Annotated in this window: 18 protein-coding genes; 8 read left to right on the forward strand and 10 right to left on the reverse strand. The window is 72.9% G+C overall.

What is annotated here, in order from left to right; translation table 11 throughout:
• Positions 1 to 19: 19 nt before the first annotated feature.
• The 8 genes from AB0R04_RS32140 to AB0R04_RS32175 all read left to right on the forward strand — a co-directional run bounded on the left by AB0R04_RS32140 (position 20) and on the right by AB0R04_RS32175 (position 4,492).
• Positions 20 to 1,015, forward strand: coding sequence for a ribonucleotide-diphosphate reductase subunit beta (locus AB0R04_RS32140; protein WP_079136257.1), 996 nt, complete (start codon positions 20 to 22; stop codon positions 1,013 to 1,015).
• Between the two features lie 275 nt (positions 1,016 to 1,290).
• Positions 1,291 to 1,443, forward strand: a complete 153-nt coding sequence (locus AB0R04_RS32145) for a hypothetical protein (RefSeq protein ID WP_363377167.1) — start codon at positions 1,291 to 1,293, stop codon at positions 1,441 to 1,443.
• Complete coding sequence (locus AB0R04_RS32150; protein WP_363377168.1) at positions 1,440 to 2,270, forward strand: helix-turn-helix transcriptional regulator; 831 nt, start codon at positions 1,440 to 1,442, stop codon at positions 2,268 to 2,270. Before AB0R04_RS32145 ends, AB0R04_RS32150 begins: the two co-directional genes overlap by 4 nt.
• Complete coding sequence (locus AB0R04_RS32155; protein WP_363377169.1) at positions 2,251 to 2,562, forward strand: hypothetical protein; 312 nt, start codon at positions 2,251 to 2,253, stop codon at positions 2,560 to 2,562. Before AB0R04_RS32150 ends, AB0R04_RS32155 begins: the two co-directional genes overlap by 20 nt.
• A gap of 206 nt (positions 2,563 to 2,768) precedes the next feature.
• Positions 2,769 to 3,005, forward strand: coding sequence for a hypothetical protein (locus tag AB0R04_RS32160; protein WP_363377170.1), 237 nt, complete (start codon positions 2,769 to 2,771; stop codon positions 3,003 to 3,005).
• Between the two features lie 93 nt (positions 3,006 to 3,098).
• The gene (locus tag AB0R04_RS32165; protein ID WP_363377171.1) at positions 3,099 to 3,428 is read left to right on the forward strand and encodes a hypothetical protein; all 330 of its coding nucleotides are present in this window, start codon (positions 3,099 to 3,101) and stop codon (positions 3,426 to 3,428) included.
• Positions 3,429 to 3,923: 495 nt separating this feature from the next.
• On the forward strand, positions 3,924 to 4,205 hold the full coding sequence (locus AB0R04_RS32170) for a hypothetical protein (RefSeq protein WP_363377172.1): 282 nt from the start codon (positions 3,924 to 3,926) through the stop codon (positions 4,203 to 4,205).
• On the forward strand, positions 4,202 to 4,492 hold the full coding sequence (locus tag AB0R04_RS32175; RefSeq protein WP_363377173.1) for a hypothetical protein: 291 nt from the start codon (positions 4,202 to 4,204) through the stop codon (positions 4,490 to 4,492). The genes AB0R04_RS32170 and AB0R04_RS32175 overlap by 4 nt, the downstream gene beginning before the upstream one ends.
• Before the next feature lie 16 nt (positions 4,493 to 4,508).
• Here the strand turns inward: AB0R04_RS32175 and AB0R04_RS32180 are convergent, their stop codons facing one another.
• From AB0R04_RS32180 to AB0R04_RS32225, 10 genes are all read right to left on the reverse strand, one after another.
• A complete protein-coding gene (locus tag AB0R04_RS32180; protein WP_363377174.1) occupies positions 4,509 to 7,076 on the reverse strand; it encodes an FtsX-like permease family protein in 2,568 nt (855 codons plus the stop codon).
• A 30-nt stretch (positions 7,077 to 7,106) separates the two neighbouring features.
• The gene (locus AB0R04_RS32185; RefSeq protein WP_363377189.1) at positions 7,107 to 7,844 is read right to left on the reverse strand and encodes an ABC transporter ATP-binding protein; all 738 of its coding nucleotides are present in this window, start codon (positions 7,842 to 7,844) and stop codon (positions 7,107 to 7,109) included.
• A gap of 198 nt (positions 7,845 to 8,042) precedes the next feature.
• On the reverse strand, positions 8,043 to 9,281 hold the full coding sequence (locus tag AB0R04_RS32190) for a HAMP domain-containing sensor histidine kinase (RefSeq protein WP_363377175.1): 1,239 nt from the start codon (positions 9,279 to 9,281) through the stop codon (positions 8,043 to 8,045).
• Between the two features lie 5 nt (positions 9,282 to 9,286).
• Positions 9,287 to 10,003 (reverse strand): two-component system response regulator CseB, encoded by a 717-nt coding sequence (gene cseB, locus AB0R04_RS32195; RefSeq protein ID WP_363377176.1) that lies wholly within the window; start codon positions 10,001 to 10,003, stop codon positions 9,287 to 9,289.
• Between the two features lie 342 nt (positions 10,004 to 10,345).
• Positions 10,346 to 10,990, reverse strand: a complete 645-nt coding sequence (gene def, locus AB0R04_RS32200; protein ID WP_079135633.1) for a peptide deformylase — start codon at positions 10,988 to 10,990, stop codon at positions 10,346 to 10,348.
• A gap of 83 nt (positions 10,991 to 11,073) precedes the next feature.
• Positions 11,074 to 12,066 carry a hypothetical protein gene (locus tag AB0R04_RS32205; protein ID WP_063347881.1) on the reverse strand — a complete coding sequence of 331 codons (993 nt, stop codon included), beginning with the start codon at positions 12,064 to 12,066 and terminating at the stop codon, positions 11,074 to 11,076.
• 304 nt (positions 12,067 to 12,370) lie between these two features.
• On the reverse strand, positions 12,371 to 13,702 hold the full coding sequence (locus AB0R04_RS32210) for an HD domain-containing protein (protein WP_363377177.1): 1,332 nt from the start codon (positions 13,700 to 13,702) through the stop codon (positions 12,371 to 12,373).
• A gap of 23 nt (positions 13,703 to 13,725) precedes the next feature.
• On the reverse strand, positions 13,726 to 15,174 hold the full coding sequence (locus AB0R04_RS32215; protein ID WP_363377178.1) for an HD-GYP domain-containing protein: 1,449 nt from the start codon (positions 15,172 to 15,174) through the stop codon (positions 13,726 to 13,728).
• 375 nt (positions 15,175 to 15,549) lie between these two features.
• Positions 15,550 to 15,957 carry a mycothiol system anti-sigma-R factor gene (gene rsrA / locus AB0R04_RS32220; RefSeq protein ID WP_079135634.1) on the reverse strand — a complete coding sequence of 136 codons (408 nt, stop codon included), beginning with the start codon at positions 15,955 to 15,957 and terminating at the stop codon, positions 15,550 to 15,552.
• Positions 15,954 to 16,697, reverse strand: a complete 744-nt coding sequence (locus AB0R04_RS32225; protein WP_363377190.1) for a sigma-70 family RNA polymerase sigma factor — start codon at positions 16,695 to 16,697, stop codon at positions 15,954 to 15,956. Before AB0R04_RS32225 ends, rsrA begins: the two co-directional genes overlap by 4 nt.
• Between the last annotated feature and the right edge of the window lie 148 nt (positions 16,698 to 16,845).

Below are 16,845 nucleotides of genomic sequence, written 5' to 3' on the forward strand. Positions count from 1 at the left end.
CACCCCCGACCGCGAGAAGATGCTGCTCGACCCCGGCTTCGAGCTGACCCTGCGCCCGATGCGCTACCCGTCGTTCTACGACCGGTACCGGGACGCGATCAAGAACACCTGGACCGTCGAGGAGGTGGACCTGCACTCCGACGTCGCCGACCTGGCCAAGCTCAGCGAGGGCGAGCGCCACCTCATCGGCCGCCTGGTCGCCTTCTTCGCCACCGGGGACTCGATCGTCTCCAACAACGTGGTGCTGAGCCTCTACAAGCACATCAACTCCCCGGAGGCGCGGCTGTACCTGTCGCGCCAGCTGTTCGAGGAGGCCGTGCACGTCCAGTTCTACCTGACGCTGCTCGACACCTACCTGCCCGACCCCGAGGACCGCAACGCGGCCTTCGCCGCGGTGGAGAACATCCCCTCCATCCGCCAGAAGGCGCAGTTCTGCTTCAAGTACATGAACGCCGTCGACCACATCGACTCGCTGCAGACCAAGGAGGACCGCCGCGCGTTCCTCCTGAACCTGATCTGCTTCGCGGCGTGCGTCGAGGGCCTGTTCTTCTACGGCGCGTTCGCGTACGTGTACTGGTTCCGCTCGCGCGGCCTGCTGCACGGCCTGGCCACCGGCACCAACTGGGTGTTCCGCGACGAGTCCATGCACATGGACTTCGCGATGTCGGTCGTCGACACGGTCCGCGAGGAGGAGCCCGACCTCTTCGACGACGAGATGGCCAAGCAGGTCACGGAGATGCTGGAAGAGGCCGTCGAGGCCGAGCTCCAGTTCGCCCAGGACCTGTGCGGCGACGGCCTCGCTGGCATGAACACCGACTCCATGCGCCAGTACCTGGAGGCCGTGGCCGACCAGCGCCTCGCCCGCCTGGGCCTGCCGATCCGCTACGGGTCCACCAACCCGTTCGGCTTCATGGAGCTCCAGAACGTCCAGGAGCTGACCAACTTCTTCGAGCGCCGCGTCTCCGCGTACCAGGTCGCCGTCGAAGGCTCCGTCGCCTTCGACGACGACTTCTAAAGCACTCAGACACACCAGAGGTGCCCCGCCCGGCTCACCGCCGCGCGGGGCACCTCTGTCTGTACCGATCACCTCTGAACTCTCCCGCCCCCGCCCGGCGTTCACGCCGGGCGGGGGCGGCCCAACCACTTTCCCGTTCTGGAAAGATCGGGTTCTTGACCCTGCGCCCACAGAGCCGGGAGCATCGGCCAAGACAGGAACCACTGGCGACTCGGAGGCACGTCGTGCTGCGTTGGCTGGCGGGGAATGGGGCCTGCAACGACGGGTCGTGCCCGATGCTGTGGGGCGCCGAGAACGGGGACTACACGGACGCCGGACAGTTCATCGGCGCAGAGTTGCTGCCCGAGGACCGCCTCGACGAGTACCGCCAGTACCGGGAGATTGCTCTGGCTCACGCCCTGCCCTTCGGGGAGTACTCGGCGCCTTGAGCGGAGAGCAGCACAAGGACTTGGGCAAAGCCCTGCGGGCGCTACGGATCGCCTCGGACAAGACAGCCGAGACCGTCGCCCGCAGGGCTTCCATGTCTCCAGCCAAGCTTTCGAAGATCGAAAACGGCAAGACCCTGCCGAGCGTGCAGGACGTGGACCTCATCCTGACCGCGCTCGGCATATCGGATGAGGCCAGGGCCGAGTTCCTGGAAGCAGCCCGTGGCGCGGCGACCGAAGAGGTCGCCTGGCGGGAACTCCGCAGAATGGGCCACTGGAAACACCAGCACGCCATCAAAGCCATCGAAGCCCGAACGGGCCTTCTCCGGCTCTTCCAGGGACAGCTGATTCCTGGACTGCTCCAGAGCGCCGAATACGTCTCGGCCGTCTTCGCCTTGTACCCAGAGCTTCCAGAAGGGGCGAAGACGAAGACGATCGCAGCTCGGCTGGAGCGCCAGGCCGTGTTGTACGACCGCCAGCGACAGTTCCACTTCCTCATCTGTGAACACGTACTACGCTGGCGAATCTGCCCTCCTGCCGTCATGGCCACACAGCTCGATCGCCTGGTGTCGCTGTCCCGGCTTGCCAACGTGACCATCGGGGTCATTCCCCTCGGCGGACGAATGCCCGACTTTCCAATGACATGTTTCAGCATGCATGACGATCGCCTGGTCATCGTGGAGACGTTCCATTCAGAGATCACCACTCGCGATCCGAGGGACGTCAGCGTCTATCTGTCAAGATTCTCCGAATTCGACGCCGTAGCACTACACGGAGACGACATGCGCGCACTGGTCGAAGGGATCCGAGATGAGTTCCTTCAAGGATAAGAACCCAAAGGAATCCGCAATGGACAACTGGTCGGATTCAGCACGGATCGCAGGCCCAGAGTGGCAGGACGCCAGAACCCTCCGCCGAAACGGCGCAGAAAAGAAGCAGGTTGAGCTGGCAACCCTTGAGCGGACCTCGACGGAACTCCGCTACTCCCTGCCGACCATGATCACCGGACTGCTCTCGGCGCCGGAGTACGTCAACGCCAGTCTGGCCCACATTCCCGGCGATCACTCGAAGGTCATCGCCAAGAAGCTTGAGCGGCAGACGCCGCAGGATCTCTGCCAATAGCCGAGCCACCCGACAGGAATGACCCCAGCGGACCTTCGCGGCGCAGGAAGTAGGCCAGTCCGACTTCCTGCGCACGCATCCGGAGCGACCACCTGAAATGGGCCGTGAAGAGTTATTTCGGGAACAGGAAAGCGTGCAGGAATAACCCCAACGCCCCGGTAATTTGGTGACTCGCCGAAATGATTCGAGAGCCACCGGAGCGCTCCATGCCCACTGACGGTTTCGCACAGCCGCCCGGCACCACACGCCGCCGTACGCACGCGGAGCTCATGGAGCGGATCGACAACAACCCGGTCCGGAAGGACCTGACGACCGGGTGCCTGGTCGAAATCGTGGGTGCCCAGGACGGCCGGGCGCTGGTCCGGCCACTGTTCGAACCGGATGCCCCGCCGCGCCAGGTGCCGGCCGACCAGCTCACCACGCGCATCAGCCTGTGGCGGTGACGGACCGGCCCTCCCCTTGAGTCTTCCGCCCAAGTCCTGGGCGGGGCGGGGCCGTTCCGTGCTGCCCCGAAGCGATACCGGAAGGTGCAGGCGATGACTGGCCACAACCTGTACGAACTCGACCTCTCCCAGGTCAAGTTCAACCATGCGTGCGGCGGCAACCAGGGCGGGGGCGACGACGGCGAGTCATGCGTGATCCTCGGCCTGGTCGAGCAGGGCGTCTACGCCTTGGGCGACAGCAAGCGCCCCGGCCGCCCGCAGTCCCGTGCGGGCGGCCGGGGCTTCAACGTCTCCGAGGAGAAGCACAGTTGCACTTCCACGGCTACGAGTGGGCCGGTGACGGCCGGCTGCTGGCGAAGGAGTCGGAGCGTCGCCCGATCGAGGCCGCACGGTTCGGCCTCTCGGAGCTGCCACCGATGCTGACCGGCTGGTGGCTGCTACGCCCGACCTCCCAAATCCGGGGCACCTGGGAGACGGCGGCCGACGCAGCCGACTGGCTTGCGGCACGGTACGAGGAACACACGCCGGGCGGTGATCCTTGGCTTCCCACCGAGGCACGGCGACTCCGCGCGATCGAACAATTGGAGAGTGCCACGGACGTGGTGTGGTCCCGCTGGGTATCCGACAGCCGCTGGTCGGGCCACTACGTGATCGCGTGCCCCCACAGGATCTGGCCGGACATCCCGTGCCCGACCCGACCCGCCGCTCGACCACCGGTCTCGGGCTGACGCTGCCGCCCCGCCTCCGGGGGCCCGCCGGAGTTTCCGGCGGGCCCCCGGAACGCGTTCGGCGAGACCGGTCAATCTTCGCCGGGAAGGAACACCAGCTCAGGACTCTCGTGACGGCCCAGGTACCGGCCGGGCCGGCGAGGGAGGACACTGGTACCGGTCCCGCCCGCACGAGACTTCCGGAGGAACCGTGAGCGCAGCGCCCCTGCACGGCCACCACGACGACCAGCAGCCGATCCCGCGGACCCAGGACACCGTCGCCGCCGCTCTCCCGCCGGCACAGCGGATGGAGTTCTACCGGGAGATGGGCGAGGCCGACGACTCGACGATCGGCGGCGTCCTGCGGCGCTGGTGGCTGCGCGCCCAGCTCTACCGCGACCCGGAGGGCGACCGTATTCACGCCGCCATCCAGGACGGCACCGCCCCCGGCACCCCGGCCTCCGCGCTTCTCCGCCGTCTCGGGGCCCGGTGAGCGACCACGTCGGGGACCCGGACGAGGACGATCCGATCACCCTCTCCCCGGCCGTCGAGGAGTTCCTCGGCGACCCGGGCACACCGGCCGACGTGTTCTCCGCCGTCGTCGCCTTCCTCGTCGACCTGCGCGAGAACCCCTTCCCCCACCTGAGCATGCCGGTCCCCGGGCGACCCGGCATGCACTCGGCGCCGCTGCTCCGGGATCTCGGGCTGGTGGAGTACGCGGTCGACGAGGGACAGGATCCGTCTCGTGTCTACGTGTCCCGGATCCTGCGCGCGGACTGACCGGGCCCGTAAAGGTTCACGCCGCCGCGACCGCCTCCAGGGGGCTGAGGGTGGCTGCCCGGCGGGCGGGGAGGGTGGCGGCGAGGGCTCCGATGGTGAGGGAGGCGAGGCAGAGGAGGGCCAGGGTCCCCCAGGGCACGGCCAGCGTGTACTGCTTGACCGCGCCGCCTGCCAGGGCGCCGACGGCCCAGGCGCCGAACAGGCCGGCGGCCAGGCCGAGCAGGGTGCCGAAGGCCGCGACCGTCACGGCTTCCAGGCGGATCATCCGACGGATGCCCCGGCGGTCCATGCCGATGGCACGCAGGACGCCGATCTCGCGCGTCCGTTCGGTGACGGACATGGCCAGGGTGTTGACGATGCCGAGGGCGGAGATCACGACGCCGATGCCGAGGAGCCCGTACATCAGGGTCAGCAGGTCGCCCATCGTCCCCGCCGCCTCGCGCACCAGTTCGGCCCGGTCCTGCACCTTCAGGAGCGGGTTGTTGCCGACCGCCGCCCGCAGCCCATCCCCGGACGCGCCGTCGCCCCGGACGAGGATCCGCTGGACGGAGCCGGGCTTGAAGCTGTGCTTCTGCACGTCGGCCCGGGCGCCGACCGCGTCGTGGGCGGTGGGGTTGTCCTGGTAGACGCCGACGACGGTGTACCGCGTGAACTCCTCGCTCCGGCCGAGGCGGGCGTTGACCTGGCCTCCCGTGCTCACCCCGATCTCCCGGGCGACGCTGCTGGAGACGGCGATCCGGCCGGGCCCGAGGTCCTGCGCGGAGCCGCTTACGAAGTCGAGCTTCAGCACCTGGCCGACGCCGTCCGGCTCTACGTCGGCCGACTCCACATCGGCCGGGTCGATGCCGGAGATCTCGCGTACCTTGCCGCCGATGACCGCCGTGGAGTCGGCGACCGCGCTCGCGCCGCGCACCCCGGGGGCGCCGGCCACCCGCTGGACGGCGGCCGGGTCGATGCCGGTCATGGTGTCGCCGGTGCTGATCACGTAGTCGGCCGCGAGCCCGTCCGCCGTCTGCCGGTCGAGGGCCTGCCCGGTGGAGTGGCCGATGGTGGCGAGCCCGCTGACCAGTGCCGTGCTGATCAGCAGCGTGGCGGCGGTCGCCGCCGTGCGCCGGGGGTCGCGCAGCGCGTTCTGCCGGGCCAGGAGGCCGGCGACGCCGAACCGCCGGGTGAGGCGGCCCGTCACCCGGATCACCGGGACGGCGAGGGTCGGCGCCAGCACGATCAGGGCGACGACCAGGACCCCGCAGCCGAGCATCGCGCTGCGCAGGTTCTCCTCGGAGGCGTCCTCGGCCGAACGCGCGAGCGCGGTCAGCAGGCCGGCGCCGAGCACGAACAGCCCCACCCCGGCGATCGGACGCAGCCGTGAGCGCCCGCCGGGCGGCGCGGCCGCCGCCCGCAGCGCCTCGATCGGCGCGATCCGCGCCGCCCTGCGCGACGGCAGCCAGGCGGCCGGCACCGTCACGCCGACCCCGACGAACAGGGCCGCCGCCACCGGCCGGGGCCCGATGACGAGCGGGCCCTTCGGCACCTGGTTCCCGTCACCGCTCAGCAGTCCGGGCAGCACGGTCACGATGCCGAGCCCGAGGGCGAACCCCGCCATCGACGCGACGACCCCGACCAGCGCCGCCTCGGCCAGCAGTGAGCGCACCACCTGGCGCCGTGTCGCGCCCACCGCCCGCAGCAGGGCGATCTCCCGGGTGCGCCGGGCGACGAGCATGGTGAAGGTGTTGACCACGAGGAACGAGCCGATGAACAGCGACACCCCGGCGAAGACCATCGGCAGCTTCTGGTAGCCCCGGGTCAACGTGCCGACGTAGAGGGCCTGTTGGTCCGCCTGCGCCTGTCCGGTGGTGACCTCGGCCGTGCCGGGCGGCAGGGTGGCGGCGATCCGCTCCGCCAGCTCGTACTGGCCGGCGCCCGGTCCGGCGGAGACTTCAAGGCTGGTGTAGTTCCCGGGAGTTGCGAACAGCCGCTGTGCGGTGGCCCGGTCGAACAGGGTGAGCGTGCCGCCGGCCGTGACCCGGGTGTCCCCGGTGGTGACGGTGCCGACCAGGCGCGCGGTGAGGGCCGGGCCGTCCGTGGCGAGCGTGATCGTGTCGCCCACCCGGTACCGGCCGGCCGCCGCGGTGCCCCGGTCGACGGCGATCTCGTCGGCACCGGCGGGGGCCCGCCCCTCGACCACGGGGTAGCGGGCGTCCTTGCCGTCGCGCCCCGGGACGTAGGCGGCCGCGAGGTTCGTGCCCCGCTTGACCCGCAGCGGCCTGCCGTCGGCCGCGTTCAACGTGGCGCTCCCGTCGACCGACGGCCGTACCGCCGCGACGCCGGGCACGTCCGCGAGCCTGCGCGCCAGCGCGTCGGTCAGCACGCCCGGCTGGTCAGGAGTGGCGACGGGCTCCTTCGCGGTGACGCTGACCGCGACGTCGGCGAAGGTGCGGGACGCGGCCGCCCGCTGGACGGCGGCGGTCGAGTCCGCGAAGACGAGGGTGCCGGAGACGAAGGCGACGCCGAGGCAGACCGCGAGGACGGTCATGAGCAGCCGGGCCTTGTGCGCCAGGACGTTGCGCAGGGCTGTGGTCAGCATGATCAGCTTCCGGAAGTGGCGGGTGCGGGGTCAGCCGGCGAAGGACTTCATGACGTCCAGCACCCGGTCCGGCGTCGGGTGCGCCATCTCGTCGACCAGCCGCCCGTCGGCCAGGAACACCACCCGGTCCGCGTACCCGGCGGCCACCGGGTCGTGGGTCACCATGACCACCGTCTGCCCCAACTCCCTGACGGAGCCGCGCAGGAAGCCGAGCACCTCGCCCCCGGCCCGGGAGTCGAGGTTGCCGGTCGGCTCGTCGCCGAACACGATCGAGGGCCGCGCGACCAGCGCCCGGGCGACCGCGACGCGCTGCTGCTGACCGCCGGACAGTTCGGCCGGCCGGTGGCCGAGGCGCTGGGAGAGCCCGACCATCGACACCACCCGGTCCAGCCACTGCCGGTCCGGCGTCCGCCCGGCCAGCGACAGCGGGAGCGTGATGTTCTCCAGCGCGGTCAGGGTGGGCAGCAGGTTGAACGCCTGGAAGATGAAGCCGACCCGGTCCCGCCGCAGCCGGGTGAGCTGCCGGTCGCCCAGGCCGGCCAGCTCCGTCGTGCCGATCCGCACCGACCCCGACGTGGGGGTGTCGAGCCCGGCCGCGCAGTGCATCAGGGTGGATTTGCCGCAGCCGGACGGGCCCATGATCGCGGTGAACTCGCCCTCCCGGAAGGCCACGCTGACCCGGTCCAGGGCGGTGACCCGGGTGTCGCCGCCGCCGTAGGTCTTCGTCAGGTCGACGACGGCGGCCGCGACCCCGGGGGTCGCTTGCAGGGCAAGGGGGTTGGCGGTCACGAGGGGGCTCCTGTCCGAAGGCGCGAGTCAAGGTGCGAGTCGGTGCACTTCGAAGGGTGTCCGGAGCACATATCAGGCCCCTGCGCCGCCGTGTATCAGTCCCCGCGCCGCTTCGCGGCAGTTCTGCAGCAACCGCAAGCCGCAGCGGTCAGCCCGGCAACCCGGCAACCGGTTCACTCAGCCCGGCAGCCGCAGCGTGGCCACCGCGCCGCCGTCCTCGGCGTTGTCGAAGCGCAGCTCCGCCCCGAGCAGCCGGGCCTGCCCCAGCGCGATGGTGAGCCCCAGCCCGTGGCCCGTGCCGCGCTCGGCGGCGCCGGTGTGGAAGCGGCGCGGGCCGTGGCGCAGCAGGTCCGGCGGGAAGCCGGGGCCGTGGTCGCGCACGACGACCGTACGGTCCTGGACGGTGACCAGGACGGGGGCGGCCCCGTGCCGGTGCGCGTTGACGACGAGGTTGCCGACGATCCGTTCCAGCCGCCGCGGGTCGGTCTCCACCGTCCGCTCCGCCGCCACGGCGATCTCGGCCTCGTACCCGGTGCGCAGCACGGCCTCCCGGACGACGGCCGCGAGCGGCACCCGGGCCCGAGCCGCCTCCTCCGCCCCGGCGTCCAGCCGTGAGATCTCCAGCAGGTCCTCGACCAGCCCGCGCAGGTCCCGCACCCGCGCCCGGATCAGGTCCTCGGTCTCGCCGGCCGGCAGCAGGTCGACGGCGGCCAGCAGTCCGCCGACCGGTGTGCGCAGCTCGTGCGCCACGTCCGCGGTGAACTGCCGCTCGGAGCGCAGCCGTTGGCCGAGGCTGTCGGCCATCAGATCCACCGTCGCCGCGATGTCGGCGACTTCGTCGCCGCCCTTGGTGGGCCCGGTCCGGGCGTCGAGGTCCCCGGCGGAGATCCGGCCCGCCGTCTCGGCGACCCGCCGCAGCCGGCGGGCGAGCAGTCCGGCCCCGTAGACCGCGGCCGGGGTGGCCGCCGCGAGCGCGACCAGCGAGGCCACCGCCATCGCCGCGTCCAGCCGGGGCAGGTCGGAGAGCTGCGGTGCCAGGTTGACCTGGATGGCGAGGACGGGGCTGCCGGGCCCGCCGGTGCGCTGGGCGGCCCAGTAGCTCGGGCCCGAGTTCCCTGCGGCGTGCCCGTCGTAGGCCGTGTGCCGTTCGCCGTCGGCCGGGTGGCGCAGGGCGGCGGGCAGGTCTACGGGGTCGAGTTCGGCGCCGTCCGCCAGCGATCCGGTGCGCCGGTAGACGTCCATGGCCGAGTAGACGGCGTTGAAGGCCTGCGCCTCGGCCCGGCTGCGGATGTCGTGCGCGGTCCACAGGTGCACCAGCACCCCGACCGCCGCCGCGACGAGGCAGGCGGTGGCGGCGGCCAGCGCGGCGATCTTCCAGCGCAGGGGCGCGCGGGCGGGCCGGGGAGTCGTGTGCACCGCTCTCAGCGCCTGAGCTTGTAGCCGAAGCCGCGGACCGTCTCGATCCGCTCCCGGCCGAGCTTGCGGCGCAGCCGCTGCACGCACAGGTCCACGACCCGGCTGTCGCCGTCCCAGCCGTACTCCCAGACGTTGCGCAGCAGGGTGTGCCGCTCCAGCACGACGCCGGGGTGGGCGGCGAACTCCAGCAGCAGCTTCAGCTCGGTCGGGGTCAGCGCCACCGGCGCCCCGCCGACGGACACCTCCATTCCGGCGGTGTCGACGGTGAGGTCCCCGAACACCAGGACGTCCCCGTCGGCGGCTCCGGGCGAGGGCGCCGGGACGGGTGGCGCGTACGTCGCCCGCCGCAGCAGCGAGCGGATGCGCGCCACCAGCACGTACGTGTCCACGGGCTTGACCACGTAGTCGTCCGCCCCGGCCTCCAGGCCGGCGACGACGTCGAGGCCGTCGCCGCGCGCGGACATCATCAGGACGGGCACCAGGCTGGTCTCCCGGACCTTGCGGCACAGGCCGATCCCATCCAGGCCGGGCAGCATCACGTCCAGGATCAGCAGGTCGAACTGCTCGTCCCGGAACAGCTCCAGCGCCGTGAGGCCGTCCGCCGCGGCGCGCATCCCGTAGCCGTAGCGTTCCAGCGCGACGGTGAAGGAGCGGCGCATCAGCTCGTCGTCCTCGACCAGCAGCACGCGGACGGGGTGCGGGGGCGGCGTGGGCGAGGACACGGGCGAACGGCTCCTGCTCGGACAGCGACGGACGGCGACGAACGGCGACGAACGGCCGCGGACAGCGGCGGACAAGGGCACGATACGGCAGATATCGGACGCCCCGGCCTCCTCACCCACATCGACGTCAGGCCGCGCGCTCCCTGATACCCGGCGGATACAAACCCACCGACGAACCCCCCGCCGCACCCGCCACCGATCACCCCTTGACCGACCCGGCGGTCAGGCCCTGGGCCAGGTAGCGCTGGAGGCGTCAGGAGCGGGAACGTCAAGAGCGGGAGCGTCAAGTGCGGGAACGCAAAGGGCCGGGACGCCCGTCGCGCCCCGGCCCTTGACGGTTCGTCAGTCGTTTGCCACGGTCGCGTACCGCGCGGTGCCCTCGGCCATCTGCTTCAGCGCGTCCTTGCGGTCCCGCTTCGACAGCTTGTCGATGTAGAGGGTGCCGAACAGGTGGTCGGTCTCGTGCTGCAGGCAGCGGGCGAAGAAGCCGGTGCCCTCGACCCGGATCGGCCGGCCGTCCTTGTCCACGCCGGTCACCGCCGCGTACTCCGGGCGGGGCAGCTCGGCGTACGCGCCCGGCACCGACAGGCAGCCCTCGTTGCTGTCGTCCAGCACCCGCCGGCGGTCCGCCGGGTACTCCTCCAGCTTCGGGTTGATCACGTGGCCGATGTGGCGCACGCCCTCGTCGTCCGGGCAGTCGTAGACGAAGACCTTCAGGTCCACGCCGATCTGATTGGCCGCCAGGCCCACGCCCTCGGCCGCGTACATCGACTGGAACATGTCGTCGATCAACGCGGACAGCTCACCGTCGAACGCGGTGACGTCCTTGACCTCGCGGTGCAGGACCGGGTTGCCCACCACGGTGATCGGACGCGCGGTGCCCTTGGAGAGGTCCGGCTGCTCGCCGACCACCTTCAGCGGGGCCTCGTCGGCCGCCGACTCCTGGTCGTGGTCGTGGTCGTGCTGGTGGTCGTGCTGCTCCGCCATCGCTGCTTATCCGCTTCCGCTTCCGAGAATGGTCCAGGTATTCGGCTCTCGCCGGGTACACCGCTCAAGGGTAAGCGGCGCGCTCAACAGACTTCCTCCAGATCGCGGTACGCCCGCGTGCCGGGCGAGGCCGCGGCCCAGCGGTCCAGCAGCGAGCGGACCAGCAGGGCGGGCGCGGCGATCCCGCACTCCCGCTCCACCAGCCAGGACATTCCGGCCTCCCCGCCCTGGCTGAGGTGGCTGAGGTGTCCGGGGTGCGCGGCGTCGCCGTCGTCGTGCGGGTCGTGGTGGGCGGTGTGCCCGTCGTCCGTGGCCATCCGGCTCTCCGAGCAGGCCCGGCAGAGCAGCCGCACCGAGGACGTCCAGTCCTCCGCCGCGTAGCCGGCGTCCGCGACGACCCGCTCCAGCGCGTCCCGGTCCCCCGCCGTGGCGGCCTGGAGCAGCACCACGTAGGTCGGCACCGGGGACGGCGCCCACAGCTCGATCTCGTCGAACACCGGGTAGGCGACCCCGTCGGTGACCCGCTCGCCGTGCGGGGCGCCGTCGTGCAGCACCACCTCGCCCCAGCGGCGGCCGGAGGACGGCAGCGGGATGGACAGCACCTCGATCCGGGCCGGGTCCAGCCGGCGACCCCACACCACCTCGGACTCGCCGTCCGGGGAGAGCCGCACCGGGGTGGTGCCGAGGTCCAGGCTGACCGGGCCGTCCGGCTGTCCGCCCGGGCCGCCGGGCAGCTTCAGCCCGTACGCCTGCCAGGCGCGGCGGGCCAGCGGCCAGTCCTGTAGGGCGGTCGCGGTGATGCCGAGGTTCCACCAGTCGGGGGCGCCGTGCTCGCGGTCCAGCAGGGCGACGGCCCGCAGCCCGGCCGAGCGGGCCTGCTCCCAGTCCCGGCGGAACTTGTGCAGCAGGGCGAGGTTGAACCAGGAGTCGGACAGCCAGGGCTCCAGGTCGGCGGCCATCACCAGCAGCGCGCCGGCGTCCTCGTAGCGGCCGTCGCCGATCAGCGTGAAGGCCCGGTCGGTCGTCTGCCGCCAGGTGGCGGACGGCCGGTGCCGTGCCCGGTGGAAGATCCTCACGTTCGTCCCTGCCGTCGTCGTCCGCTCAAGTCCCGTACCGCCGCGTCCGGATCCACTTCCGCGGGGGTCCGGGGCACGGTGCCCCGGGTCGGTGTTCCACGCTACGACCGCATCCAACCACGCCCGCCCCCGCCCGCGCTCCCCACCGGCGAGGTTGGGGCCGCCCCTACCCAGCCTGCCCGCCCGGCCGCCCCGCCTCAACCCCGGCGCAGGCCCGCCGGTCCGCGGCGCTCCGCCGGTCCGCCCCGCGGCACTCGACGGGACCCGGGCCGACCGTCGGACTTCGGGCCCGCCTGGACAGGCCCTAGCCGCCGACCCGGGCCAGCGCGTCCACCACCCGGGCGTCGTACACCCGGCCGCGCCCCAGCCGCAGCACCTCCAGCGCCTCCAGCCGGCCCACCGCCTCGCCGACCCCGCGGCCGCGGGCCGCCGTCAGCAGGTCGTCGTGGGCGTTGGCCACCCGGATGATCCGGGCCGCCAGCGGCACCGCGCCGTCCCCGCCGGCCGTGCCGGGCACCGGATCGGCCAGCCGGGCGACCTGCTCGGCGACCTGCCGGGGCACCCCGGTGCGGCGGATCACCTCGCTGCCCAGCCGGGCGATCCGCTGCTGCTCGGCGCAGGGCAGCAGCGCGGTCGCGCCGTCCGGCACCGGCTCGACCAGCGACAGCTGGCCCACGTCGTGCATCAGCGCCGCGTACTCCAGCAGGGCGAGTTCCCGGGTGCCCAGCCCCAGCTCGCGCCCCAGCGCGCACGCCGTGTCCGCGACCCGGCGGGCGTGCCCGTGCGGGGTGTAGCCGGCCACCTCGGTGGCCCGGGCCAGGCTGGCGATGGTCTGCCCGGTGGTGGCCCGCACGGCCGCGGCCCGCCGGAAGGACACCTGGGCGAGCAGCAGCGGGGTGCAGAACAGCGGCAGCGCCCACAGCCCGACCTCGCCGGCCGCCAGGCTGACCAGCATCCCGGTGGCGACGATCGCCGAGCCGATCCCGAACAGCGAGCGCAGTTCGTCCTCCAGCGCCGCCGGGAACCGCAGCCCGCCCTCCAGGCCGGCCGCCGACCGGCGCAGCAGCGCCGCCAGGGTCGCGTCGCAGAGCGCGGCCAGCGCGGCGACGGCGGTCAGGAACACCCCGTACGCCGGGCCCTCGGGCGAGAAGCGGTCGACCAGTCCGCCGTTGTAGAGCGGCTGGAAGACGGCGGCGGCGAAGCCGACCCCGAGCAGCCGGCGGGCGGCGCTGTCCCGCCGGGCCGGGTCGGCCCAGGGCGGGCGCCGGTGCGGGCGGCCGGGGCGGGCCCGCTGGGTCAGGCCCGGCCGGCCCCGGCCCGGGCGGCACGCCCTGAGCCAGGGCAGTGCGAGGCCGGGCAGCCAGGCCAGCAGCAGGCCGACGCCGGTCACCGCGACCACCTGGAGCATCCCGTGCGCGGTGGGCACCCCGCGCAGCGGCCCGAGCAGGGCGTACGCCAGCGCGCCGGCCGCGCCGATCGGCGCCTGTTCGCGGTCGCCCGGAAGGGTGATCCGGACGCACTCGCCGAGCGCGATCAGCGCCGTGAACGCCAGCGCGACCCTCGCCCCGGCCACCCCGCGCACCGCGACCGCGCCCACCGCGAACACCAGCAGCGCGGCCGCCGCCGCGTGCACCACGCGAGCCTCCCGGCCGGCCGCGGTCACGGCTGCCCGGCCGTGGGGACGCTCCCGCCCTGCGCGGGCACCCGGCCCGGCGCCGCCCGCGCCGGCTCGGGCACCCCGAGCGGAATGTCGGGGACGGCCCGGATGCCGTCCCCGGGCGGCGGCAGCACCGGCTGCCAGTCGTGCCCGGCCAGCGCGTCGATCAGGGCCCGGACCATCACCGGGTCGAACTGGCTGCCCGAGCAGCGCTCCAGCTCCGCCACGGCCTCGGCGACCGGGCGGCCGCGCCGGTAGGAGCGGGTGGAGGTCATCGAGTCGAAGGCGTCGGCGACCGAGATGATCCGGGCGAACTCGGGGATCTGCTCGCCGACCAGCCCGCTCGGGTAGCCCCGGCCGTCCATCCGCTCGTGGTGGTGCAGGATCCCGGCGTGCGCCTCGCCGAGGAAGGCGATCCCGCGCACCAGCTCGTACCCGTACACCGGGTGGATCTCGACGGCCCGCCGCTCCGCCTCGCTGAGGGGACCGTTTCTGCGCAGCAACTCGGTGGCCACGCCCAGCTTGCCGACGTCGTGCAGGATCCCCGCGAAGCGCAGGGTGCGCAGCCGCTCGGCCTCCATGCCGAGCTGACCGGCGATCAGCACCGAGGCCCGGCCGACCCGTTCGCTGTGCCCGCGGGTGTACGAGTCCTTGATCTCCACGGCCTGCACCAGCGACTGCACGGTGGCCTGGTGGGCGTCCCGCTCGCGCTGGCCCTGGGCGAACACCCAGGCCGAGATCGACAGTGGCAGCAGCGCCAGCAGCGCCGCGAACGCCCCGTACGGGCCCTGCCAGAGCACGGCCACCATCAGCCCGCCGGCCGCGTGCACCAACACCGGCAGCCCGCACACCGCGACCGCCCCGCGCAGCAGCACGACGGGCCGGCGGTCCTCCGCGAGCATCAGCATCGCGCCCACCAGCACCCCGTTGACCAGGCAGAACGTGACGACGGCGGCGAAGCCGGGCAGCAGCGCGGCCGGGAAGCGGGAGCCGAGCAGCAGTTGCGGCCCGTGCAGCAGGTGGAAGGCCGCCGCGGAGGCGAAGGCGCACAGCGCGAGCTGGGAGCCGTTCCACAGCTGGCGGGTCCGGCAGCCGCGCCCGGCCGGGCCACCGAGCACCGCGGCGGGCACCGCGACCAGCGCGGCGGCGGCCGGCGGCAGCATCAGCACGCCGGCGAACAGCACCGGGAAGAAGGCGTTGACCCCGGGGCGGGAGAGCGCCCGCTCGGGCGGCGGCGGGCGGCGCAGCAGCCGGCGGACCAGCCGCAGGCAGGGCGTCGGCAGGCCCTGGGCCAGCGACTCCCAGCAGCCGTGCAGGAAGGCCAGCAGCCCGACCTTGGGCCAGTCCACCGGGGCGCCGAGCCAGCGCGGGAGCCCGGACGGCACGCCGGTCGGCAGCAGCGGCAGCAGGCAGCACAGCGCCGCCACCGGGACGGCCACCAGGTAGCGCATCGCCCCCTCCGGCAGGGCCGCGTCTTCGCCGTCGATAGCGATCTCGACCTCCCCGACGTCCGGGCCCGCGTTGCCTCAGCTCGCCGGGCGGACCGGCGGTGAGCGTCCGTCAGGAGGATAGGCCGCCACCCGGGCGCAAGGACGCATGATGGCGCGACGACGCTGCTGGCGCACCGCCAACTCACTCGAACGAGTGAGGGGCGCACGCAAGCACAACGGGAGCGGCCCCGGGAGCGCACGCTCCCGGGGCCGTCTGACTCCGTGTCCGGACCGCTCGGCCCGCCCTCGCCGGCGGGCCCGTCCGCTTGCTCCGCCCGGCCGTTGAACGACCGCCCAGCCGTTGAACGACCGCCCGACCGTTGAACGGCCGCCCGGCTACTCCGCCGGGGCGCCCGCCTCGACGGTGGCACCGGGCCGGACCGTCGGCTCCTCCGGGGCCTCGCCGGCGGCCGGCGCCGGCCGGTCCGTCTCGACGTGCAGCTCGACCGTGGTGTCGACGGCGACCACCACCTGCTCGCCCGAACGCTGCCCCGCCCGGATCGAGTCGATCCTGGCCAGCACCTTGCTGCGCAGGTCAGCCGGGGTGTCGTCGCAGCCGCAGGAACGCTTGATCAGCGCCTTGATCGCCTGCTCCAGCCCGTACTGCTTCAGGCAGGGCGAGCACTCCTCGAAGTGCACCCGCAGCTTGGCGCAGTCGCCCTCGGCCATCTCGTTGTCGAGGAATTCGTAGAGGTGGTCGAGGACCTCGCCACACTCCGTGTCGTGCGGATCGCCGCAGCTCATGAGCCCGAGCCCTTCGCTTCCTGCCCTGCCCCGCTGCCGGCCGGGACGAGCCCGCGCTCACGGGCGTAATCCTCCAGCATGCCGCGCAGCTGACGGCGGCCGCGGTGCAGCCGGGACATCACCGTGCCGATGGGAGTACCCATGATGTCCGCGATCTCCTTGTACGCAAAGCCTTCTACGTCCGCGAGGTACACGGCGATCCGGAATTCCTCCGGAATGGCCTGGAGCGCGTCCTTCACATCGCTGTCGGGGAGGTGGTCGAGCGCCTGGGTCTCGGCCGAGCGCAGACCGGTCGACATGTGCGACTCGGCGCGGGCCAGCTGCCAGTCCTCGATCTCCTCCGCCGCCGTGCGCTGGGGCTCGCGCTGCTTCTTGCGGTACGAGTTGATGAACGTGTTGGTGAGGATGCGGTACAGCCAGGCCTTGAGGTTGGTGCCCTCGCGGAACTGGTGGAAGGACGCGTACGCCTTGGCGAACGCCTCCTGGAGCAGGTCCTCCGCGTCCGCGGGGTTGCGCGTCATGCGCAGCGCCGCCGAGTACATCGGATCCAGGTAGCCCAGGGCGTCGCGCTCGAAGCGCTCCCGCCGGGCCTCCTCGCTCTCCTGTGCCGACACCCGGAAGGTGTCCTCACCGATCGCCTCGGCCAGCTCCTCACCGGTGAGCGCCTCGCCCGCGGGCTGGCCCTCCTCCGGGCCCCGGCCCGGCTCGGCCTCGTGCTCGGTCCCGACGACCGGACCCACCTCCTCGGCATGGCGGGCACGACCCACGGCGGGCCGCCCCGAAATGGAGGATATCGGGCTGACGGGCTTCTCGCCCGCGACAATCCAGTCGGACCAGGCGGGGCCGAACGCCGCGGCGGCCTCGCGCTGCTCTGACCGCTCGGGGCAC

Origin of the sequence: Kitasatospora sp. NPDC056731, from assembly GCF_040687675.1 — a bacterium.
Classification (GTDB): domain Bacteria; phylum Actinomycetota; class Actinomycetes; order Streptomycetales; family Streptomycetaceae; genus Kitasatospora.

Coding starts and splice junctions, on each gene's coding strand:
- AB0R04_RS32145 (WP_363377167.1), top strand. CDS start 1,291: ATGCTGTGGGGCGCCGAGAACGGGGACTACACGGACGCCGGACAGTTC.
- AB0R04_RS32155 (WP_363377169.1), top strand. CDS start 2,251: ATGAGTTCCTTCAAGGATAAGAACCCAAAGGAATCCGCAATGGACAAC.
- AB0R04_RS32160 (WP_363377170.1), top strand. CDS start 2,769: ATGCCCACTGACGGTTTCGCACAGCCGCCCGGCACCACACGCCGCCGT.
- rsrA (WP_079135634.1), bottom strand. CDS start 15,957: ATGAGCTGCGGCGATCCGCACGACACGGAGTGTGGCGAGGTCCTCGAC.
- AB0R04_RS32215 (WP_363377178.1), bottom strand. CDS start 15,174: ATGCGCTACCTGGTGGCCGTCCCGGTGGCGGCGCTGTGCTGCCTGCTG.
- AB0R04_RS32180 (WP_363377174.1), bottom strand. CDS start 7,076: ATGCTGACCACAGCCCTGCGCAACGTCCTGGCGCACAAGGCCCGGCTG.
- AB0R04_RS32140 (WP_079136257.1), top strand. CDS start 20: ATGCTGCTCGACCCCGGCTTCGAGCTGACCCTGCGCCCGATGCGCTAC.
- AB0R04_RS32165 (WP_363377171.1), top strand. CDS start 3,099: ATGACTGGCCACAACCTGTACGAACTCGACCTCTCCCAGGTCAAGTTC.
- def (WP_079135633.1), bottom strand. CDS start 10,990: ATGGCGGAGCAGCACGACCACCAGCACGACCACGACCACGACCAGGAG.